The 21,057-nt window shown below is 45.3% G+C and carries 19 protein-coding genes and 1 riboswitch; of the genes, 8 read left to right on the top strand and 11 right to left on the bottom strand.

Features of this window, described 5'->3' with window-relative positions:
- Positions 1-4: 4 nt before the first annotated feature.
- Positions 5-1,291, top strand: coding sequence for an argininosuccinate lyase (gene argH, locus LDX50_RS21930; RefSeq protein ID WP_225698352.1), 1,287 nt, complete (start codon positions 5-7; stop codon positions 1,289-1,291).
- Here argH and LDX50_RS21935 read toward each other — a convergent pair.
- Positions 1,280-3,574 (bottom strand): FdhF/YdeP family oxidoreductase, encoded by a 2,295-nt coding sequence (locus LDX50_RS21935; protein WP_225698353.1) that lies wholly within the window; start codon positions 3,572-3,574, stop codon positions 1,280-1,282. The genes argH and LDX50_RS21935 overlap by 12 nt on opposite strands.
- 214 nt (positions 3,575-3,788) lie before the next feature.
- Positions 3,789-3,895, top strand: a riboswitch (SAM riboswitch).
- 151 nt (positions 3,896-4,046) lie between these two features.
- Between LDX50_RS21935 and LDX50_RS21940 the strand changes: the two genes are divergently transcribed.
- On the top strand, positions 4,047-5,237 hold the full coding sequence (locus LDX50_RS21940) for a trans-sulfuration enzyme family protein (RefSeq protein ID WP_225698354.1): 1,191 nt from the start codon (positions 4,047-4,049) through the stop codon (positions 5,235-5,237).
- A 5-nt stretch (positions 5,238-5,242) separates the two neighbouring features.
- Here LDX50_RS21940 and LDX50_RS21945 read toward each other — a convergent pair whose 3' ends face one another.
- The 4 genes from LDX50_RS21945 to LDX50_RS21960 all read right to left on the bottom strand — a co-directional run bounded on the left by LDX50_RS21945 (position 5,243) and on the right by LDX50_RS21960 (position 9,972).
- The gene (locus tag LDX50_RS21945) at positions 5,243-7,000 is read right to left on the bottom strand and encodes a glycoside hydrolase family 2 protein (protein ID WP_225698355.1); all 1,758 of its coding nucleotides are present in this window, start codon (positions 6,998-7,000) and stop codon (positions 5,243-5,245) included.
- Between the two features lie 103 nt (positions 7,001-7,103).
- Positions 7,104-7,472, bottom strand: a complete 369-nt coding sequence (locus LDX50_RS21950; protein WP_225698356.1) for a DUF7009 family protein — start codon at positions 7,470-7,472, stop codon at positions 7,104-7,106.
- Complete coding sequence (fdhD, locus tag LDX50_RS21955; protein ID WP_225698357.1) at positions 7,469-8,302, bottom strand: formate dehydrogenase accessory sulfurtransferase FdhD; 834 nt, start codon at positions 8,300-8,302, stop codon at positions 7,469-7,471. The genes LDX50_RS21950 and fdhD overlap by 4 nt, the downstream gene beginning before the upstream one ends.
- A complete protein-coding gene (locus tag LDX50_RS21960) occupies positions 8,302-9,972 on the bottom strand; it encodes a formate--tetrahydrofolate ligase (protein ID WP_225698358.1) in 1,671 nt (556 codons plus the stop codon). The genes fdhD and LDX50_RS21960 overlap by 1 nt, the downstream gene beginning before the upstream one ends.
- A gap of 61 nt (positions 9,973-10,033) precedes the next feature.
- Between LDX50_RS21960 and LDX50_RS21965 the strand changes: the two genes are divergently transcribed.
- The 3 genes from LDX50_RS21965 to LDX50_RS21975 all read left to right on the top strand — a co-directional run bounded on the left by LDX50_RS21965 (position 10,034) and on the right by LDX50_RS21975 (position 12,413).
- The gene (locus LDX50_RS21965) at positions 10,034-10,741 is read left to right on the top strand and encodes a tRNA1(Val) (adenine(37)-N6)-methyltransferase (protein ID WP_225698359.1); all 708 of its coding nucleotides are present in this window, start codon (positions 10,034-10,036) and stop codon (positions 10,739-10,741) included.
- A gap of 118 nt (positions 10,742-10,859) precedes the next feature.
- A complete protein-coding gene (locus LDX50_RS21970; RefSeq protein ID WP_225698360.1) occupies positions 10,860-11,987 on the top strand; it encodes an NAD(P)/FAD-dependent oxidoreductase in 1,128 nt (375 codons plus the stop codon).
- 174 nt (positions 11,988-12,161) lie between these two features.
- Positions 12,162-12,413: an RNA recognition motif domain-containing protein gene (locus LDX50_RS21975; protein ID WP_225698361.1), complete on the top strand. Its 252-nt coding sequence runs from the start codon at positions 12,162-12,164 to the stop codon at positions 12,411-12,413.
- A 43-nt stretch (positions 12,414-12,456) separates the two neighbouring features.
- On the opposite strand, the gene LDX50_RS21980 is transcribed toward LDX50_RS21975, so the two are convergent.
- A complete protein-coding gene (locus tag LDX50_RS21980; RefSeq protein ID WP_225698362.1) occupies positions 12,457-12,978 on the bottom strand; it encodes a D-glycero-alpha-D-manno-heptose-1,7-bisphosphate 7-phosphatase in 522 nt (173 codons plus the stop codon).
- Between the two features lie 123 nt (positions 12,979-13,101).
- Here LDX50_RS21980 and LDX50_RS21985 point away from each other — a divergent pair, with 123 nt between their 5' ends.
- Positions 13,102-13,845, top strand: coding sequence for a polyprenol monophosphomannose synthase (locus LDX50_RS21985; protein WP_225698363.1), 744 nt, complete (start codon positions 13,102-13,104; stop codon positions 13,843-13,845).
- Here LDX50_RS21985 and LDX50_RS21990 read toward each other — a convergent pair.
- Genes LDX50_RS21990 through LDX50_RS22010 form a run of 5 tightly spaced genes read right to left on the bottom strand, consistent with a single transcriptional unit; the run spans position 13,833 to position 19,854 of the window.
- Positions 13,833-15,749: a RecQ family ATP-dependent DNA helicase gene (locus LDX50_RS21990; protein WP_225698364.1), complete on the bottom strand. Its 1,917-nt coding sequence runs from the start codon at positions 15,747-15,749 to the stop codon at positions 13,833-13,835. The two genes, LDX50_RS21985 and LDX50_RS21990, sit on opposite strands and share 13 nt — an antisense overlap.
- Positions 15,749-16,528: an enoyl-CoA hydratase/isomerase family protein gene (locus LDX50_RS21995; protein WP_225698365.1), complete on the bottom strand. Its 780-nt coding sequence runs from the start codon at positions 16,526-16,528 to the stop codon at positions 15,749-15,751. Before LDX50_RS21995 ends, LDX50_RS21990 begins: the two co-directional genes overlap by 1 nt.
- Positions 16,525-18,429 carry a ComEC/Rec2 family competence protein gene (locus LDX50_RS22000; RefSeq protein ID WP_225698366.1) on the bottom strand — a complete coding sequence of 635 codons (1,905 nt, stop codon included), beginning with the start codon at positions 18,427-18,429 and terminating at the stop codon, positions 16,525-16,527. The genes LDX50_RS21995 and LDX50_RS22000 overlap by 4 nt, the downstream gene beginning before the upstream one ends.
- A gap of 29 nt (positions 18,430-18,458) precedes the next feature.
- A complete protein-coding gene (locus tag LDX50_RS22005; protein WP_225698367.1) occupies positions 18,459-18,914 on the bottom strand; it encodes a GNAT family N-acetyltransferase in 456 nt (151 codons plus the stop codon).
- Complete coding sequence (locus LDX50_RS22010) at positions 18,871-19,854, bottom strand: PhoH family protein (protein ID WP_225698368.1); 984 nt, start codon at positions 19,852-19,854, stop codon at positions 18,871-18,873. Before LDX50_RS22010 ends, LDX50_RS22005 begins: the two co-directional genes overlap by 44 nt.
- A gap of 133 nt (positions 19,855-19,987) precedes the next feature.
- Here LDX50_RS22010 and LDX50_RS22015 point away from each other — a divergent pair, with 133 nt between their 5' ends.
- Both LDX50_RS22015 and LDX50_RS22020 read left to right on the top strand, forming a co-directional pair.
- The gene (locus LDX50_RS22015) at positions 19,988-20,761 is read left to right on the top strand and encodes an SAM hydrolase/SAM-dependent halogenase family protein (RefSeq protein ID WP_225698369.1); all 774 of its coding nucleotides are present in this window, start codon (positions 19,988-19,990) and stop codon (positions 20,759-20,761) included.
- Positions 20,761-21,057, top strand: coding sequence for a putative quinol monooxygenase (locus tag LDX50_RS22020; protein ID WP_225698370.1), 297 nt, complete (start codon positions 20,761-20,763; stop codon positions 21,055-21,057). Before LDX50_RS22015 ends, LDX50_RS22020 begins: the two co-directional genes overlap by 1 nt.

A 21,057-nucleotide genomic window follows, 5' to 3' on the forward strand; every position in this document is an offset into this window, starting at 1 on the left:
CAGTATGAAGCTTTGGGATAAAGGTTACAGCATTGAAAAAAAGATAGAGCAGTTTACCGTTGGAGATGATCGGATATACGATCTTAAACTGGCCACCTATGATGTCGAGGGCTCGCGGGCACATGCGCGCATGCTCGCAAAACAAGGCCTTATTTCAAACGATGAGATAGCAGAAATTGAACAGGCACTGGACCAAATTCAGGGACTGATTCAGTCTGGTGACTTTCTGATCGAGGATGATTTTGAAGATGTTCATAGTAAAATTGAATACTTACTAACGGAATTACTGGGAGATGCAGGAAAACGGATCCATACGGCCAGGTCCAGGAATGACCAGGTTCTTGTAGATCTCCATCTGTTTTTTAAGGATGAACTCAGGGATATCACAGAGCTGGTGAAGAACCTCTTCGACCGGCTTATGTTGCTTGCCGATCAACATAAAGAAATTATTATACCCGGTTACACGCATATGCAGGTAGCTATGCCATCATCATTCGGATTATGGTTCAGTTCGTATGCAGAAACATTGATTGATGATATCTATTTCCTGCGAGCGGCTCAGCACATCGCAGATCAGAATCCATTAGGATCAGCGGCCGGATACGGGAGTTCATTTCCTATCGACCGTTCCATGACCACACGTGAATTGGGATTCTCCACAATGAAATATAACGTGGTCGCGGCACAAATGGGCCGCGGGAAACTCGAGCGAAGTGTAGCAATGGCAATGGCCTCTGTTGCATCCACAATAGCACGTATGGCCATGGATGTATGCCTGTATAACAGTCAGAATTTCGGCTTCCTCTCATTTCCCGACGAGCTTACAACCGGGTCGAGCATCATGCCTCATAAGAAGAACCCGGATGTTTGGGAACTTATACGGGGACGTTGTAACCGCATTCAGGCAGCTCCCACGGAAATAACCATGCTCACCAACAACCTGCCAAGCGGGTATCACCGGGAGTATCAGCTTTTGAAAGAGAGCATCTTCCCATCCATAGACTCGCTTAAAGCCTGTCTTGATATGGCCGAATATATGCTTCAGCATGTTATCATCAACAAAAATGCCGCGAATGATGAACGTTACCGCTACATGTATACGGTAGAAAATGTAAATGAAGAGGTTATGAAAGGGGCAACATTTCGTGATGCCTACAAAACTGTGGGCAAGCAGGTGGGCGACGGAACCTATAAGCCTATTTCAAATCTAAGCCATACCCATGAAGGCAGTATTGGAAATCTTTGCCTTAAGGAGATCCGGGAAAAGATGAACTCGGCCCTAAGCAGCTGAAGGAATAAGGCGGACAATAACAGATTTTGAAATCGGAGTTCTGCTCGTGTGGGCAAAATGATTGTAGGGAACCACCGAATTTGCTTCCGGAAAATAGGTAGCTATGCAGGTTGCCGGGATGTCATATGGAATGATGATAAACCCCTCTGCTTTTCTTTCAATGTGGTCATACTCACTAATAATATCCACTTTATCTCCGGAACGAAACCCCTGCTTGAGCATGTCCTGTTCGTTTATAAGTACGATACGTCGTTCATTGTGTATCCCGCGGTACCTGTCATTCAATCCGTAAATTGTGGTGTTAAACTGATCATGGCTCCGAATGGTCATCATGATAAATTCATTTTCAGACATTTGATGCGCCGGCAATTGATTGGCGGTAAAATGCGCCTTGCTGTCCCTGGTATGGAATTCACCTTCCCGGGCACCATTGGGCAGGTAAAACCCGCCCGGCTTTCGTACACGTTCATTATAGCTGGCAAACCCGGGTATGGTTTTTTCAATGGCATTCCTGATGAGGTCATAATCAGCAGACCAGGCTTGCCAGTCGACCTGTGAACGTTCGCCCAGCGCTGCCAGGGCCAGTCCGGCTACAATGGCCGGCTCACTCTTCAAATGATTCGAAACAGGCCGCTTATTTCCGCGGGATTGATGAACAACTCCGGTAGAGTTTTCCACCGACACGAATTGTTGCCTGCCATTCTGTATATCCGCTTCGGTTCTTCCCAGGCAGGGCAAGATATAGGAAGTTTGCCCATGGGACAGGTGACTCCGGTTTAGTTTGGTCGATACATGCACCGTAACATCACAATTCATCAGAGCCTTACCGGTGAGTTCAGTATCCGGTGATGCACTGAGGAAATTACCACCCATGGCCATGAAAAATTTCACTTTACCCTGATGCATTGCCTCAATGCTGCCAATAGTATCAAATCCTGTCTCTTCAGGTGGCTGGAAATTAAAATTCTCTTTCAATTTTTCGCGAAGTGATGGTTTCAGGTATTCCCAGATGCCAACGGTCCGGTCGCCCTGAACATTACTGTGGCCGCGAACAGGACAGGTTCCCGCACCCGGTTTTCCAATACTGCCTTTCATCAGCAGTAAATTGACCACTTCCCGGATATTATCTACCGCATTCTTATGCTGAGTAAGACCCATCGCCCAACAAGCAATAATTCTCTCACTGGAAGCAATCAAATCTGCAGCCTTCCTTACCAGGTCCTCACCGATACTTGTTTGCGCAATAAGCTCATGAAGTGAATATGATTCGAGGTCTGACAGGAAATCGGAATAGCCTGTAGTCTTTTGTTCAATAAAATCACGATCCAGAATCTGACCGGGCTGGTCGCGTTCTTTCTCCAGTAAGAGTTTCATGAGTGCCTTCAATAAGGCTACATCTGCATTTACACGTATCTGAAGATATAAATCTGTGATCTCTGTTCCGGACCCAAGCATATCACCAACATGCTGGGGATGCTTAAATTTTAATAAACCGGTCTCCCTTAACGGGTTTATCGCAATGATCTTTGCGCCATTAGCCTTTGCCTTTTCCAGGGCCGTAAGCATCCTGGGGTGATTCGTTCCGGGATTTTGCCCGATGATAATAATCAGGTCTGTACGATAAAAATCTTCGAGCGTAACAGAACCTTTACCGATCCCCACGGTTTCCGAAAGTGCGGCCCCACTGGACTCATGACACATATTTGAGCAATCCGGAAGATTATTTGTTCCAAACTGACGTACGAATAACTGATACATGAATGCCGCCTCATTGCTCGTTCGCCCTGAGGTATAGAAAATGGCCTGGTCAGGAGATGGAAGAGTTTTAAGATGTTCTCCAATTTCCGTGAAAGCTGTTTGCCAGGAAATCGGTTCATAGTGATCACTTCCAGGGGATAATTTCATCGGCTCAGTGATCCTTCCGCTTTTTCCGAGTTCATAATCCGACCATGCAGAAAGCGCACTCACTGAATATTTTTTAAAAAATTGTGGATCGGCTTTGGCAGTGGTAGCTTCCTCTGCCACTGCTTTTGCTCCATTCTCACAGAACTCTACAATGGCCCTGTCACCATCCGGATCAGGCCATGCACAGCCCGGACAATCAAATCCGTCGAACTGATTTAATTTAGCCATTGTACGAATTCCTTCCATAACACCCACCTGGCTAAATACATGGTGCATAGAAGACTTCACCGCCCTGATTCCCCCTGATACGGCTGCCGGATCTGAAACTCTCAACCCGGTGTAATTCACCGGCGGCTGAACAAAAACCTTCTTCGTCATATGGCTAAAAATACAGAGAATTTTACATTTCAACCACCCTGCACATTTAACCCTAAAATCAATGAAAGACGCCTTCAAACCGCCAATGCATTCATTTCTGCACGGTATATCTATTACGCGATCAGACCATGCTACTAACATTTTTTATTTGAATTCTTTGAATGTTAAAAAATTGAATTTATGATTGTAGCGTCAATTCCAAGAAATGGTGATTGATTTATAAAGAAGCGCGGAGAGATCAGGCTCAATGAAACGCTAGCAACCTCCCGGGTGTGGAACGGTGCTAAATCCTGGTTCGTAAGGTACGGACAGCTATAAATTTTAATTACCTTGAAACATTCAGTTAAATTTTTTCGCCATCCGCACTATCAGCCCACGGGTCTGTTCGGGAGGGATTGTACATTCAAACTTTTATTACTAAAAAAATGAAAGGGAAAGAGCCGTCCAGGTTCAGCTTCCGTTCACCTGCTTTATGAAATCACATTCAGAATCAGAACATTTCGAAACCAACGCGATCAGGACGCAGTCTGACAACGCTTCGCACAAGGAGCATTCCACTCCAATTTTCATGACTTCAAGTTTCGTCTTTGACGATGCTGAAAATGCACGGGCGATGTTTGCAGATGAAATTAGCGGTAACATATATTCACGCTTTTCCAATCCGAACAGCAATGAACTCGTTGAAAAATTATGTCTGCTTGAAGGCGGAGACGACGGAATAGCCACTGCCTCAGGTATGGCGGCCATGTACAGCAGTATGGCTGGCCTGCTACAGCAGGGCGATCATGTGCTTGCATCCCGATCCCTGTTTGGCAGTACCCATCAGGTTTTGACACAGATATTTCCAAAATGGGGTATTTCACACTCCTATGCCGATATCCATGATCCGGAATCGTGGGAATCACTGATCAATGAAAAAACGAAACTGATCTTTGTTGAAACACCATCCAATCCGGGTCTTGACCTTGTAGACCTGGAATGGCTGGGGAACCTGGCAAAAAAACATAACCTGATCCTGATTGTGGACAATTGCTTTGCAACGCCCTATCTGCAACAACCCCTGAAATATGGTGCACATCTCATTTGTCATTCAACCACAAAATTCATAGACGGGCAGGGTCGAACAGTTGGCGGCGCAATCATTGGCGACAAGGAACTGATTCAAAAGATCCGGTTTTTTTGTCGGCATACCGGCCCTGCCATGTCGCCGTTTAACGCGTGGGTTCTTTCAAAAAGCCTGGAAACCCTGGCTGTTCGAATGGACAGGCATTGCCAGAGTGCGCTTGCCATCGCAGGCCAGCTTGAAAAGCATCCTGAAATCAATTTTGTTAAATATCCTTTTCTCCCTTCCCACCCGCAATATGAACTGGCCAAAAAACAGATGCTTCATGGCGGAGGTCTGTTCACGTTTGAAGTGAAGGGTGGTGTTGAACGTGGGAGAAAGTTCCTGGATAACCTTCAAATGTTATCACTCACCGCGAATCTGGGTGATACCAGAACGATAGCCACGCATCCGGCCTCTACTACTCATTCTAAACTGAGTGATCAGGAACGTGCGAATGTAGGTATTACACCGGGGCTTGTTCGTATATCGGTGGGACTGGAACATCCGGAAGATATTATCAGGGATATCGAAAATGCCCTGAAGCTATCGGAATCTTAAGCCGATTATTCAGACAAAACTTCAATCACAGACTGATTGGCTTTTCGTACTCTTTCGACATTGAGCTTATTGACTTTTCTGTCATAGGTCATCAGGCCGTTCACTTCCATCTCCACATCGGTTGTCTGGGTGTAGATTGCTGCAGAAAATCCCATTTCAATCATTTTGGCAAGCATATCGGCATATTCCACATATTTATCGGTGGCTTCCTTAGAGGTTTTATATTGTATGTAACCCCAATTGCGGTCGGCATTCCATAAATGCCCGTCGATAACAAGCCCTATTCCCCCATATTCGCCAAGGACGGTCGCGCGTTCGGCATCGTACATATACATTTCGGGTTGCGGATAGTTATGAAGATCAAGCATGTCACCGACCCTGAAGTGGTTCCCTCCCGAGGCTGCATTCACCAATCTGTCCGGGTCATATTCCTTCGTAAAAGCGGCAATGTATTCGGTCTTAAACTGGCCCCATCCCTCATTAAATGGCACCCAGGTCACAATACTGGGATACGGCTGCAGATAATCCATGATTGCGCGCCACTCATTCCGGAAAATCCTTTCCGATTCCGGTGTCCGGAAAAGCTCTGTACCCTCATAATAATTTCGGTTCTGCCAGCTGTGTGTTCTGTCGCCGCTGGGCATGTCCTGCCAAACCAGCATACCCACTTGATCGCAATGCATATACCAGCGTGCCGGCTCAACCTTTACATGCTTTCGTATCATATTAAAGCCGTACTTCTTCGTTTGCTCAATATCATACTTAAGCGCCTCATCGGAAGGAGCAGTATATAATCCGTCTGGCCACCACCCCTGATCAAGTGTTCCGAACTGGAAGATATCCTTGTTATTCAACTGAATTCGCCAAATACCCCGTTCATCCTTCTTCCTGCTGATCTTCCGCATAGCCACATAGCTGTCGATTCGGTCGATGACCTTACTATTAGAGATCACTGAAATACGCATGTCGTAGAGATAAGGATCTTCCGGTGTCCATAAATGTGCATTCGGCAAAGAAACAGTAGCGTCCTGCCCTGTTGCCGCCATGGCTTCACCAACTACCTTTCCATCTTCGATTATTTCCACCTTGAATACATCACCATAGCGAACATGTTTAATGAAGGGTTGTACCTTTATCACCTCATGATCAATATCCGGGTAAATCTTTAAATTATCGACATAAGCAGCGGGAACCGGTTCAATCCAGACAGTCTGCCAGATACCCGTGACGGGGGTATACCAGATACCTCTGGGATTGCGCACCTGCTTGCCGCGTGGTTGCGGGCCTTCATCGGTAGGATCCCAAACCTTTACCACAACCTCCTGCTCCCCTTCTTTCAGGAAAGGCGTTATCTCGAACGAGAATGGATCATAACCGCCTTCGTGCGAACCAATCTTGATCCCATTTATCCACACCTCTGTCCGCCAGTCAACTGCACCAAAATTCAGCAGGATTCTTTCACCTTCCCAGTAGGGCTGTATGTTGAAATTGCGTCTGTACCAGACCTCCCGGCCTGATCCCACTTGTTCCATGATACCTGAGAGACTTGATTCTACAGGGAAAGGAACCAGGATTTTGCGATCATACTCCATCGGCCTCGCGGCGCCCTGTTCGGTCATCTGAAAATCCCACAGACCATTCAGATTTAACCAGTTATCCCTTTTAATAATCGGTCGGGGATACTCAGACCATACATTTTCCGGATCAAGTTTCTCTCCCCATTCGGTCTTAATTTTATCACCGGCAGGTTTCCATTGGGACATGGATGGTAAATAAATCAAGCTAAGAACAGACACAATCAAAAATCCACAGAGTGTAGATTGTGCAGGTAGGTTTAACAGCAGGTTTTCAAAACGTTTCATAGTATTATTTGTGCTTCCCTTCCTGAGGATTTGGAAACAGGTCCTCCTCCCCTTTTCGGGGCACCAGGCAGGCAAAGTCTTTTTCAACCAATATGTTCAGGTAGCTATTATCCGTCAATTTCTGGCGATGGTCAAATCCCACCTGTTCGGAGGCAGTCCATTCTCTGATCTGGCTTTCCGGAACGTTAACCGTAATAATATCACCGTTATACTCTGCACTAATCGATTCCACATCTGCTCCCTGCAACGCATAAATAAGCTTTCTTCCGCCAAAGTTAATGCTGTCTGAGACGTGCATATCTTCGGCCAGGTTAGCAACTTCCGACTGGCTCAGTCGAAGTCTCAGGCTGTTTCCAAGTATTCTGATCTTCATATTTTCAGATGTTCCCTCCCACAATATATATTAAAATTTCCCCTTTTCACGAATCCGAGAAGGGTCATATTACCTTGCTTTGCCAGTTCCACGGCCAAACTACTGGGCGCACCCACCGCTGCAACCAGCGGTATGCCAGCCATCAGGGCCTTCTGAATGAGCTCAAAACTGGCACGGCCACTGACCACCAAAAAATGGTCTCGCAATGGAACTTTATTCATCTCCAGCGCCGCACCGATCACTTTATCCAGTGCGTTGTGCCGACCGATGTCTTCCCTGAGCAGGATCAGGTCGCCGGATTTGTCAAACAACCCGCTTGCATGTAACCCGCCGGTATATTCAAAGACTTTTTGCCCCTTTCTTAAAAGGTCAGGAGCTGAGATCACCCGCTCTGCGACAAAAGTATAATCATTCTGAACAGAAGCACAGAGCTGCTTTACCTGATCTATGGACGTTTTTCCACAAACACCACAGCTACTGGAGGTAAAGAAATTACGCTTCAGTCTTTCAAGGCCGGGATCCACACCCGGCTTCAGGGAGATTCTTACAACATTGTCCCTTTCCCGCACATCCTTTACCTGAAGACAATACCGGATCGTCTGAATGTCATTTCGGTCTGTAACAATTCCCTCGGTGAATAAAAATCCCAGCGCCAATTCAAAATCATTCCCGGGGGTACGCATAGTTACGGCGATATCAGCTGTGGAACGATCCGACGGGTCACCATATTCAAGGCGAAGCTGCAACGGTTCTTCTACGGCCAGCAGATCTTTATCATGATTTAGCTGTCGCGTTCTCCAAACATCTACAGATGTTACCGCCGCCTTCATCAGGAAAGTCCGGTTATCCGGCCGTCGTTATCGATATCCATACCTGTGGCTGCAGGCAAAGGAGGCAGACCCGGCATACGCAGCATATTACCCATGATGGGAATGGAAAATCCGGCACCTGCTGCAATCTCTATCTCGCGCACAGTTACCGTAAAATTCTGTGGACGCCCAAGAGCACGTGGATCATCACTGAAGGAATTTTGAGTTTTTGCGATACAAACGGGTTTGTCATTCAGACCGATCCGCTCGATCTTGGCAAGGTTTTGTTTTGCCTTTGGAAGATATTCAATATCCTTTGCACCATAGATCTTACGGGCTATCGCCTCAATTTTTTCCTTGACCGACCAGTCCCAGTCATACGTACTTTTGAATTTTCTCGTCGTACGTTCTGCGGCTTCGGAGACCTTTTCCGCCAAATCAATGGCTCCTTTTCCTCCTTTCTCCCAGCCCTCACACAATGCCATAGGCACTTGTTGCTTTGCACACCAGTCTGTGAGAATTTTAACCTCTTCCGGCGAATCACCAGAAAACTTATTAAGAGAAACGATCACTGGCAAACCAAAGACCTTCATGTTTTCTATATGTCTTTCAATATTTACAAGGCCTTTAACCAGTGCTACTGTGTTGGGCTCTTTCAAGTCCGCCAGTGGCTGTCCGCCATGATATTTCAACGCGCGGATGGTTGCAACAAGCACGACAGCCCTGGGAGAAATATCCCCATAACGGCATTTAATATTAAGAAATTTCTCAGCCCCGAGGTCGGCACCAAATCCTGCTTCAGTAACGACATAATCGGTGAGTGACATACCCATTTTGGTGGCGATCAATGAATTGGTGCCTTGCGCAATATTAGCAAACGGACCGCCATGTATAATGGCGGGATTTCCCTCCAGGGTCTGCACCAGGTTAGGTTTGATTGCATCCTTGAGGAGGACAGCCATTGCACCTTCTGCTTTCAGGTCACGTGCAAATACAGCCTTCCCGTCATAGGTATCGCCGATATAAATGTTGCCCATTTTCTCCTTCAGGTCATCGATGTTCCTGGCCAGACATAGAATGGCCATTATTTCAGAAGCCGCTGTGATATTAAAGCCGGTTTCACGCATTACTCCACCTGGCTTACCCCCCATACCGGAAACTATATTTCTTAATGACCGGTCATTCATATCCATCACACGCTTCCATTCCACCGTTCGGGGATCAATTCCAAGATTGTCTTTTTTCGACTGAATGTTATTATCAACCAGCGCAGCAAGTAAGTTATTTGCCTTTTCTATGGCAGCGAAGTCGCCGGTAAAATGCAGATTGATATCTTCCATGGGTACAACCTGGGCATATCCGCCACCGGCGGCACCCCCTTTCATTCCAAAGACAGGTCCAAGCGACGGTTCCCTGAGAACGACTGTAGTCCGCTTACCAATCTGGTTCAAGCCCTCTGTAAGTGCGATCGACGTGGTTGTTTTGCCTTCGCCAGCAGGTGTTGGTGTCATGGCTGTAACAAGAATCAGCTTTGCCGATTTTACACGTTCTTCATCGATCAGCTGAATGGGCAATTTTGCCTTATATTTACCAAAAAGCTCCAGGCTTGATTCTGGTATATTTACTGATTTAGCTATTTCAATAATTGGCTTAAGCTCCTTTGATTGCGCTATGATCAGGTCTGATTTCATTATTTATTATTTTCAGGTTTAAGTGGCTACTAAAATTAGCAGTTATGACTGAATTTGCAGCATGAATGATCGCAAATCAAATTTCCGCTTCAAGGAATTCACGGTAGTCCATAATCAAAGTGCCATGAAAGTTGGCACAGATGGTGTTCTACTGGGAGCCTGGGCTGCAATTGATCAAGCCGATAGCATTCTTGACGTAGGAACCGGCACAGGACTCATCGCTCTTATGGCAGCACAACGGAATGCCCGCGCAGGAATTCACGCCATTGAACCGGATGAACCTGCGTATGCGGAAGCAAGAGAAAACTTCCAAAATAGTCCCTGGAAAGAACGGCTCACCATTGAGAAGGCAAAACTGCAGGAGCACATCGGAATGTATCAGGCAATACTCACAAATCCTCCCTACTTTCATCCGGGAAAGAATAACAAAGAATCCTCAAGAAATCAGGCAAGGCAGATGCATGAATTATCCCAAATGGATATAATCGAAGCAATGCCACGGCTGCTCACAGACGCAGGGAATCTGCATATCATCTTACCGGTAAAGGAAGGTAAGGATTTTATGGACCTGGCACTGGTCAATGGTCTTTTTCTGAATCGCCACTGTTTGGTTTATTCTGATCATGATCAGGCTGTCAGAAGAATGATGTCTTTCGGAAAAACTCCGGGAAGAATTCACCAGGAACATCTGTTCATCAGAAATAATGGAGAATACACCGAGGAATATAAAGCCCTTACATCTCCCTTCTACTTAGAATTGAAGGGCTAATTCCTGCAGGGAAGCAGGCTCATCGATAGATCATAATAATCAATTTTATCCGGCGTCATTTCCATCTTCAGGTTTCTGTTGTTGAAATCTCACCGTTCCGATGTAAATTAGGTGTTCTATGGCGCAGCAATTTGATACTATCGTGGTTGGTGCCGGTCCGGCGGGTGCAACTGCCGCACGTTATCTTGCTTCCTCAGGTGCGAAGGTTTTACTTCTTGAGAAGGAAAAATTGCCGAGGTACAAAGTTTGTGGTGGCGGATTGGTTTGGCGCGCACGCGAAGCACTGGAAATCCCTATCAATGATATTGTACACCAGGAATTTTACAGGATTGACTGGAAATTCCGGCATGATTTACATTATATCGTTGAAAGACCCTTTCCACTGGTATCCATGATTATGAGGGATCAGTTTGATGCATTTCTCACAAATGCCGCGGGTAAGGAAGGTGTGGTTATTCATGACGAGGAATCATTCGAATATTTTACAGAAGATGGTGAATCCATTTCTGTACGAACTGATAAAGATGAATACAGGGCCCGTCACTTAATTGCCGCAGACGGATTGCGCAGCAAAGTATTCAAACAGCTCAACATTAATGATCAGCGGATCAAAATACCAGCCATTGAGGCAGAAATAGAGATTGAAGATGGAAATGAAGATTTTTTCAAACAGGTGATCTTCGACGTTACTGCGATTCAAAAAGGATATGGCTGGATCTTTCCGAAGGCCAATCACCTATCTGTGGGTGTCGCTGCGATGCCCCATGCAGGCATGTCACTTAAACGAGCATTTTTCGACTACCTGATGAAAACCGGGCTGGAGCCGATCATCCGTGAAAAAAGACAATATGGCTTTCAGATCCCACTTTATCCTCACGGACAGTTATATCATAACAATATTCTTTTCACGGGTGATGCAGCGGGATTAGCCGACCCACTGGTGGCGGAGGGCATCTCGCATGCTATTTTTAGTGGCAAATGGGCAGCACGGGCAATCATTGAAAATCCTTCAACAGCTGCAGGTCCGGCTTATCAGCAGCTAATAAAGTCTGAGCTCGCACCGCAAATACGATCGGCACGTATGTTCTCAAAACTATTCTATGATTATCCCTCTTTTTGTGCCCGGATACTGAAAAATAAAGGACAGTATATTACCGAATATGTATCGGATGTTTTTGCCGGAACACGGCGATACCCTGATAATATAAATATGGTTGGGAAATCCATCAGGAAACTGATTCTGTGATATGATTCAAAGAAATTGTGCAACATTTTGTATTGATTTTTTTTATACCTTTGTTTAACAGGTAGATCGGCTGATTTGATTCGGCAAGGCCAGGTCCTAAAAAACTAAAACCTCTTCCGGCTTCTCATTCTTTTCTCCTTCCAAGAGTATTATTTTATTTTATCCTAATTTCAAATGAACATTTTCGTAGCCAAGTTGAACTTCCGCACAACCAGCGAGCAACTAAATGAGTATTTCTCCGCGTATGGCACCGTGACATCCGCAAAAGTTATTTTCGATCGTGAAACGCAACGTTCCAAAGGATTTGGATTTGTTGAAATGCCTGATGATGAAGAAGCAGAAAACGCAATTCGTGAACTGAATGAAAGTATGATGGATGGGCGAACCATCGTTGTGAAGAAAGCACGCCCCAAAGAAGAGCGTTAATCCATAGATATTTCCTGAAAGCGATCCGGAAGGGTCGCTTTTTTTATGCCTTTTCCAAAATCAGACCTGCCGCTTCGCGAAGATTCTCCGCATAATGATCGGCATTCACACTGTTGGCATATTTCACCTGTATCGTGTTCAATCCAATTTTTTTCGCCGGAACAAGATCCCTGTCTTTGTCACCAATCATCCAGCTGTAGCGCACGTCAAAATGATACCTCGCAAGGGCCTTTTCAAAAAGCAGTGACCCTGGTTTCCGGGTGAGACTTTCTGTTAATACCGGATGCCAGGGCGAATAATAAAAATGTTCAATGATGCCTCCGGTGGCTTCACGTATGATGTTATGGCAAAGTTCCATATCCTCACGTTTGTAGAGCCCTTTGGCAATTCCTGCCTGATTTGTGATCACAATAAGCCCGTATCCTGCCCGATGCAGATCTTTCATTGCATCAACCGCGCCTGGAATAAAGACAAAATGATCCGGAGAATAAACATAGTCGTCCCGGTCCATGTTGATCACACCATCCCTGTCGAGTAATACATACTTATTGCGCAATTGAATCATGTTATAAAGTTGTGTATTTCTTTGCTAAGTATTCCAATTTCCGGAATAATCTCTAAAATGGTTTCCAACGGCAATCTGATTTCCGTCGATTTTAGTATTTTAGCCGACCAGCCATGAACTGATGTGAAGAACGACAGCCTCATTATAATACCTACATACAATGAAAAAGAGAATATCGAGCTCATCATCGAGGCTGTATTTGCTCTTCCCAAGCGATTTGATGTACTAATAATCGATGATAATTCACCCGACGGAACTGCGGCGATTGTGAAGCATTTAATGAGCCAGGATCAGGAGGCCAGGACCATCCATCTTATTGAAAGGGAGGGGAAATTAGGGCTTGGTACTGCCTACATCATGGGATTCCGCTTTGCTATAGAACATGGCTATGACTATATCTTTGAGATGGATGCGGATTTTTCGCATAATCCGATGGATTTGCAGCGTCTTTATGATGCCTGTGCGATTGATGGAAACGATGTAGCGGTTGGTTCCCGATATGTGAGTGGGGTTAATGTGGTAAACTGGCCGATGGGAAGGGTAATCATGTCCTATTTTGCGAGTAAATATGTACAATTCATCACGGGAATGCCCATTAATGATACAACTGCCGGTTTTGTATGTTTTAAACGCAATGTGCTGGAACGAATCGACCTGGATTCAATACGTTTTATTGGATATGCTTTCCAGATAGAAATGAAGTTTACTGCACTTTCCCATGGATTTAAAGTAGCTGAGGTCCCGATAATATTTACAGACAGAACACGTGGAAAATCAAAAATGTCGAGCGGGATATTCAAAGAAGCTTTTTTCGGTGTTATACTGATGAAGGTGAGCAGCTACTTCAGAAAATATCAACCGGCATAATCCATCCTGGCAATTTTCCAGTTATCAAGGTATTTAAGCTCCTGGTAATCCACCATTTGTCGTATGAGTTCAATAACCTGTTCCGGCTCTTCGGGATCGAGCACATTGAGTATATATTCCACATCTCTGGGAGTTGAGTCTACCAGTTCCAGAATATGCTGCCGGAAACGCTCTTCTTCCTCTGCATGCTCACCTTTCAGTCTTGCCAGGCAAATGTCACAGGTCCCACATCGTTTGTCAGACTCCTCTCCAAAATATCGCTGAATAAATCGCGTTCTGCACATCTTCCTGTTACGGAAATATGCCGCCATAATACTCCATTTTTCAAAGGCCTGATCTTTTCGACTATCCAGTGCATGCTGACTAACCGAAAGCACCCGTACATCCTGCCTGGGCTGGAGAAACATGATCTGTGGATTATCTTTTCGCTGCTGATAATCCAGAATACCAGCTGAAACCAGGTAATTCAGTTCCTTATAAACACTTTCTACGGACATTCCCAGCAATTTGGCTATCTGCTGCTCATATATGGTTACATAATGCGTATACAATTCACCACCATATAAACGGAGCAGGCCTTTAATGAAGTTTTCACTTCTCTGATGGGCAATCTCAAATTTGTATACTTCTGTTTTATTGGCCAGAAAGATCGCCCTGGAAGGCAGGTGAATTCCCATATTCAGCTGAATCAATCCATTTTCCTCCAGCTTTTTCAGCGCATTGAACAAATCCATTGCAGGAATCCGATACCGTTCAGAAAAAGCAGAAATATCAAAATCAAGAGATCGTTCCGGCAGACTTCCAATTGCAAGTGAATAATAGTTCGCCAGTGCCTGGTATACGCGCTGTAGTGTTTCCTTATCAGGGTGTTCACTGTCAAGAATCTTTTTCTGAACACCCAGGTCCTGTTCATTACATATAAGGACAGCAAACGCTTTAAGACCGTCACGCCCTGCTCTGCCCGCCTCCTGGTAGTATGATTCCATGGATGAGGGAATGTCGTAATGGATTACAGTGCGTACATTCGCCTTATCAATACCCATACCAAATGCGCTGGTGGCTACCATTACTGTAACCTGACCGTTCACCCATTGCTGCTGTCGTTTCTGGCGCTCCTCTGCTGCCAGGCCTGCATGATAGAAAGTACAGGAAATCCCATTCATGAACAGGAATCGGGCAATGTCGGATGTCGACTTTCTGGATCTTGTGTAGACAATGGATGAACCTTCTATCTTTCGAAGGATCTCAAGGAGCTTGTGATCCTTATCGTCTTCCTCCCGTACCGCATAGGATAAATTCTTTCTTCCGAACGTTTCCCTGAAAACACCATATCCTTGCTTAAAGTGAAGCTGTTCGCAAATGTCTTTCTGTACTTCAGGGGTCGCAGATGCTGACAAGGCGATTACAGGAACCCCGGGGCAAAGCTTACGCAGTTCGGCAATTTCTCGGTAGGCTGGCCTGAAATCATGCCCCCACTGAGAAATGCAATGTGCTTCATCGACGGCAATCAGATTCACGTTCATCTTTGCGACCCGTTGCTGAAAAAGTTCTGATTTCAGGCGCTCGGGTGAAACATATAAAAAATGAATGGCACCGTAAGCACAATTATCAAGTGTTACATCGATTTCCCTCGAGGTCATCCCGCTGTGCAGGGCATCTGCGCGAATTCCGCGCCGGTTCAACTGATACACCTGATCCAGCATCAGTGCGATCAGGGGAGTAACTACAATGCAAATGCCGTCTTTAAGTAACGCCGGGATCTGAAAGCATACGGATTTCCCTCCGCCGGTCGGCAGAATTGCAAGCGTATCCTTTCCATTAAGAACATTTTGGATGATCTCTTCCTGACCTTTACGAAAATGGTCATATCCATATACCTTCTGCAGGACCTCAAGCGGGGTCATCACCAGTCCAATGATGTTTTATCCAAAAAAGAGGCAATGCCTTTCCTGCAATCGTCTGTTTCACGCGCATGGGCGTTCATCTCAGCCGCATATTCCAGTGCCTCGTCCAGTGGCATAGATGGTATCGCAGCGATCATTTCCTTGGTCAGCGCCATAGACTTTTCACTGTTTCCTTTAATTAAGCGCTCACTGAATTCAGCAATAGCAGTATCCAGATCACCTGAAGAAACCAGATACTGCGCAATGCCAATATCACAGGCTTCAGCCGCATCAATCAAATCCCCTGTGAGTAAGAGTTTTCTGGCTTGTGCCTCTCCGAGTTTACGAAGCAGAAAAACTTTAACCAATGCCGGAACAAATCCGATTTTTACTTCTGTATATCCAAACTTTGCTTCAGGTACAGTAAAAACAAAATCACATACCGTTGCCAGTCCGCACCCACCCGCAATAGCATGACCATGAACACGACCAATAACCACCTTTGGAAACGTATAGATCTTCAGGAACAGGGACTTGAGGTGTCGCGAATCAGCCAGGTTTTCATCAAAGGTGTTCGACTGGAGCTCCTGCAAATAAGCCAGATCGGCACCTGCACAAAACACCTTGCCTTCTGCACCCAGGATAACAACCTTACAGTCAGAATCCAGGGCAGCCTTGTCAAATGCATCCAGTAATTCTGTTACAACCTCTCCATTGAGCGCATTACGCTTGTCAGGCCGGTTCAAATTAATATATGCCCTGCGTTGATCTGTTTGGTATGTGATATACTTATATTTCATGATGCTGTTATTTTCAAAAACGTCCCCATCGTACGAAGGTCATGAATCTTACAACCTGTTTCTAATCCCCATTCCCTCCACATTTTTCGTTCGGAAAAAGATAACCCGGGGGCAAGGACGATGACCTGCCCGCTTTCAATTACGTGATTTCCCGGAATCGGTCCCCCGTTGATAATAATAATGTCAGCCGATATCGGCACGGTTAACCGTTCACTGGTTGAAAATACACGCGTATTACCAAATTTATATAATTGTTGGGTATAGTTGCCGTATTGAATTCTTTTTACTGATGAAAGCTCCCTGTTTAAAGGCACGGATTGGTCGGAAACAACTACCGACAGTACGGGTGAATCCATCCTGATCACCGGCATCCGGATGCCGCGGGATATTGTGATTTTATTCGTTTCAGCTAAATTACGGGGCAAGACCGTCAAGACAACTATTAAAAACAGTATTCCTGCCAACAGCCGGCGCCCCGGAAAATAAAACAAAATACCTGTCGAAATTATGATTCCAACCGCCAGCATCAGCGTTATATTTTGAAAATCCATGTACTGATACATTCCTTCCTGATCACTCAATAGAACCACAGCCTCATTCAATTCAGAAACCACATAGGATAGTATCGAAGAAACGCCCCTTGAAAAATAGGGTACGCCGAAAGAAATCAGACCCAGAACAGATAGGAATATGACAACGAATACTGCCGGTATGAGAACCATGGAAAAAAGAATACCTCCTGGTGAAATACCACCAAAGTAGAAAATAATGAGAGGCCAGGTGAGCGCCTGGGCTGAAATGGAAACAGTGAATATTCGCAGAATAAAGGCCAGGATTGAAGAAACATTTATCAGCATCTTTTCAAAAATCGGTTGAAAAAGAGCAATCCCGCAAACCGCTCCATAGGACAGCTGGAATCCAACTGTATATACCTGGAAAGGATCTGTGAGCCAAACTATAAATGCGGTTACCGAAAGTGTATGCACTATGGAAACCGGCCGGAGCATAAGCTTGCCAACGCTGAAAATCGTAAGAAACAATACTGCACGGAGAACCGACGGACTATATCCCACAACAGCCGCATAAAGCCAAAGAAGAATGACAGGAACCAGGATTTTTACCCATTTACCCACAGAATAATTAGGGACTTTGTGCAAAATCAATTGTATGAACAAAAACAATATCGACACATGCATTCCTGAAACAGCAAGGACATGCATACCTCCTACCCGCTGATAGGCTGTTCTAAGTTGATCGGAAAGAATTCGCCGATCTCCCAGCAGAATACCCTGAACCGTGGCCAATTCATCTTTTCCTGCCAGCATCTTTACCAATCGTCTTACGATTTCACCGCGAATGACCTGTACCGACCCCGAGGCAGGCTGAACTACAATTGCATTATCAACATAGATTTGTTTCCTGATATGACGATTTTCATAATAGGCACGTACATCAAAGGTTCCGGATACCGAACGCAGGGAGTCGATCCTGCCTGAAAGAAATACGAGCTCACCTGTCTTCAGCGCAACTTCTCCGTTGAAATTATTCACCAGTATCTTTTGATTGAACCGGCGCCATTCATGGTCCACAAGTATCGCGTATATTCTGGCTTCAAAGCGATGGTCATTTACCTTTTTCAGAATCCTGACGACAACGGGCCCTTTTCGTAGTGGTTGTTCATCAGTTAATTTGAAGATCCCGTAATGAACATAGCCCCCCAGAATAAGGACTACGGGGATAATGCCCCGGGCATACCTATGAATAAAATATTTTTGGCAGATCAGTGCTATGATAAGCATCAACAGAAGAGAACCTGCTACACAAAGATCCCCGGGAAATTGTCTGCTCAGGATAATCCCGGTAAAAAAATAAAGCGTAATTCTCAGGAATAATGTTCTCACGACAGAAGGTCGTGATCAGTACGGACAAATTATACGATCGGAACAGACATTTCCATTCGCTGATGCTTGATATCACATTCGAGGAAAATATCTCCAACAGGTTTGAATCCGAATTGCGCGTAGAGCGGCTGAACGTCCCACTGGGCATTCAGATACAGCGTCTGATGGTTAAATTTTGGATGACGTTTGATATCCCGGATAACCTCATCCACCAGTTGAGAAGCGATGCCCCGCTTTCGGAAATCAGCGAGCACGGCAAACCGCTCAAGCTTGATCCCCTCGTTTGTAAACCGCCAGCGGGCGGCACCCACAGCCTCCCCATCCTGCAGCGCGACAAAATGACGGCAAACAGGTTCAAATTCATCGAATTCATCTTCCCGGTCGATATTCTGTTCTACAATGTACACAGCTTCACGAACGGCAAAGGCCTGTTTCAGCTCTTCATTCGTTTGAACCAGACGTATTTCCACGGGTATGCGATTCATGACTATTTTCATAAGTATCGTAGGCGGCTATGATGTCCTTTACAATCTTATGACGGACAACATCCTTTCCTGACAAGGCTACAAATCCGATTCCATCAATATCTTTCAGGATTCGGGTAGCTTCAATGAGCCCGGATTTCTGTTTTTTCGGAAGGTCGATCTGGGAGGTGTCACCTGTAATAATCACTTTGGATTGGGGGCCCATCCGTGTAAGGAACATCTTAATCTGATTAGGCGTGGTATTTTGAGCTTCATCCAGCAGGATAAATGCATTATTCAATGTGCGGCCGCGCATGTATGCCAGGGGAGCAATCTCGATTACATTATTCTCCATGTAGTACCGGAGCTTTTCAGCAGGCACCATATCGTAGAGGGCATCATAAATCGGCCGGAGGTACGGATCCAGTTTCTCCTTCAGATCACCGGGCAAAAATCCCAGTGTTTCTCCCGCTTCGACAGCAGGGCGGGTAATAATGATTTTTTTAACCTGTTTATTCTTAAGCGCCTTCACCGCCAGTGCAACGGATATATACGTTTTACCCGTTCCAGCCGGCCCAAGGGCAAATACCAGATCATTGTTGGATACAGCATAAACAAGTTTCTGCTGATTGATGGTCTTCGGCTTGATCGTAAACCCACGGGTACCGTAAATGAGTACCTCTTCCTGCTCGGGGAGCTCTGCTTCGGCTTCCATTGCCAGGTAATTCTGCACGTTTTCCTCCGTAACCTTACCAAATTTGTGATAATGTTCAATCAATGAATTCAGAATATCATTGATCTTCAGAATTTCCGTCGTACTTCCCTTAATACGGATCTCATTGCCCCGTGACACAATCTTGCTTTTGGGAAATGCTGAAGCAACTTCATTGATGTTTTTATTCTCAACTCCAAGAAAGTCGATCAGAGAAACGTTCTCCAGTGTAATAACTTTTTCTACCAAACTTGAATAAGGTTTAGGATAAATTTTTAATGGGTAAAATTTACTTAATTTTGTCAACAAAAGTAGGCAATGCCTGCAGTTCCTTTAAGTACATTAACGTTTTATCTGACGAAATTTTTCATACAGAGGTTTTATGGCCATAGTTACATTCTTATCAGACTTCGGTGAAAGTGATCACTATGTGGCAGCCGTAAAAGCAAAAATCCTGTCTGTAAACAGTGGAATACGTATAATCGATATCAGCCATCAAATAGGAAAATGCGATCTCGCCCACGGCGCCTTTGTAATCCGGTCGGTGTTTCGTGATTTTCCCCGCGGAACAGTGCATCTTGTCGCCGTGAACAGTGTAGGTGGTTCGGAAGATAATTTCATAGCACTGGAAATGCATGGGCATTATTTTGTTGGGACAGATAATGGGATTTTCGGGTTAATAAGTGATGAAGAGGCTCGTATTATTGTCAATATAAATACGCTCAACCCCGTACGTTCCACATTTCCCACGCGTACCGTGCTCGCCGTCGCGGCAGCCAAAATTGCCAGTGGTACAGCCATTACAGATCTGGGCCCCCGGGTTGCAACCTATCGACGTATGATGGGCAGACAACTGAAAGCCAACAAAAAGATGATCACAGGGCATGTGCTAAGGGTGGATCATTATGGCAACCTTATCACTAATATCGATCGGGAGACATTCAATATACTCAGCAAAGACAAGAAATTTACCATCAGCTTTGCCCGTGAACGTATAAGCCGGATCCATGAATTTCTTCACCAGGTAGATCCGGGGGATGTTTTTGTGATTTTCAATGACCTTGGCCTGATGGAAATCGGGGTGAATATGGGTAATGCGATGAATTTGCTTGGACTCAAATACGACAGTCCCGTCATGATAAACTTCGAAGAATAATGCTGATCCGTATCGTCAGAATGACCTTCCGCGAGGATTCAGTTCAGGCATTCCTGAACATTTTCAATAATAGCAGGGATAAAATCCGCCATTTCCCCGGTTGTCGCCATCTGGAGCTTCACAGGGATGCCAATGACCCCAATACCTTCTGTACCTACAGTCACTGGGAAAGCCAGGACCACCTGGACCGGTACCGGGATTCTGAATTATTTGGATCCGTTTGGCCAGCGACAAAAGCCCTATTTGCCGAAAAGCCCTTTGCATTCTCGAATCACATAGAGCAGGTGGTGGAATAA

Source organism: Fulvivirga sedimenti, assembly GCF_020328055.1.

Bases quoted from the DNA above. Each gene is read 5' to 3' on its own strand.
- argH (WP_225698352.1), top strand. From the start codon at position 5: ATGAAGCTTTGGGATAAAGGTTACAGCATTGAAAAAAAGATAGAGCAG.
- LDX50_RS21935 (WP_225698353.1), bottom strand. From the start codon at position 3,574: ATGACGAAGAAGGTTTTTGTTCAGCCGCCGGTGAATTACACCGGGTTG.
- LDX50_RS21940 (WP_225698354.1), top strand. From the start codon at position 4,047: ATGAAATCACATTCAGAATCAGAACATTTCGAAACCAACGCGATCAGG.
- LDX50_RS21945 (WP_225698355.1), bottom strand. From the start codon at position 7,000: ATGTCCCAATGGAAACCTGCCGGTGATAAAATTAAGACCGAATGGGGA.
- LDX50_RS21950 (WP_225698356.1), bottom strand. From the start codon at position 7,472: ATGAAGATCAGAATACTTGGAAACAGCCTGAGACTTCGACTGAGCCAG.
- fdhD (WP_225698357.1), bottom strand. From the start codon at position 8,302: ATGAAGGCGGCGGTAACATCTGTAGATGTTTGGAGAACGCGACAGCTA.
- LDX50_RS21960 (WP_225698358.1), bottom strand. From the start codon at position 9,972: ATGAAATCAGACCTGATCATAGCGCAATCAAAGGAGCTTAAGCCAATT.
- LDX50_RS21965 (WP_225698359.1), top strand. From the start codon at position 10,034: ATGAATGATCGCAAATCAAATTTCCGCTTCAAGGAATTCACGGTAGTC.
- LDX50_RS21970 (WP_225698360.1), top strand. From the start codon at position 10,860: ATGGCGCAGCAATTTGATACTATCGTGGTTGGTGCCGGTCCGGCGGGT.
- LDX50_RS21975 (WP_225698361.1), top strand. From the start codon at position 12,162: ATGAACATTTTCGTAGCCAAGTTGAACTTCCGCACAACCAGCGAGCAA.
- LDX50_RS21980 (WP_225698362.1), bottom strand. From the start codon at position 12,978: ATGATTCAATTGCGCAATAAGTATGTATTACTCGACAGGGATGGTGTG.
- LDX50_RS21990 (WP_225698364.1), bottom strand. From the start codon at position 15,749: ATGACCCCGCTTGAGGTCCTGCAGAAGGTATATGGATATGACCATTTT.
- LDX50_RS21995 (WP_225698365.1), bottom strand. From the start codon at position 16,528: ATGAAATATAAGTATATCACATACCAAACAGATCAACGCAGGGCATAT.
- LDX50_RS22005 (WP_225698367.1), bottom strand. From the start codon at position 18,914: ATGAATCGCATACCCGTGGAAATACGTCTGGTTCAAACGAATGAAGAG.
- LDX50_RS22015 (WP_225698369.1), top strand. From the start codon at position 19,988: ATGGCCATAGTTACATTCTTATCAGACTTCGGTGAAAGTGATCACTAT.
- LDX50_RS22020 (WP_225698370.1), top strand. From the start codon at position 20,761: ATGCTGATCCGTATCGTCAGAATGACCTTCCGCGAGGATTCAGTTCAG.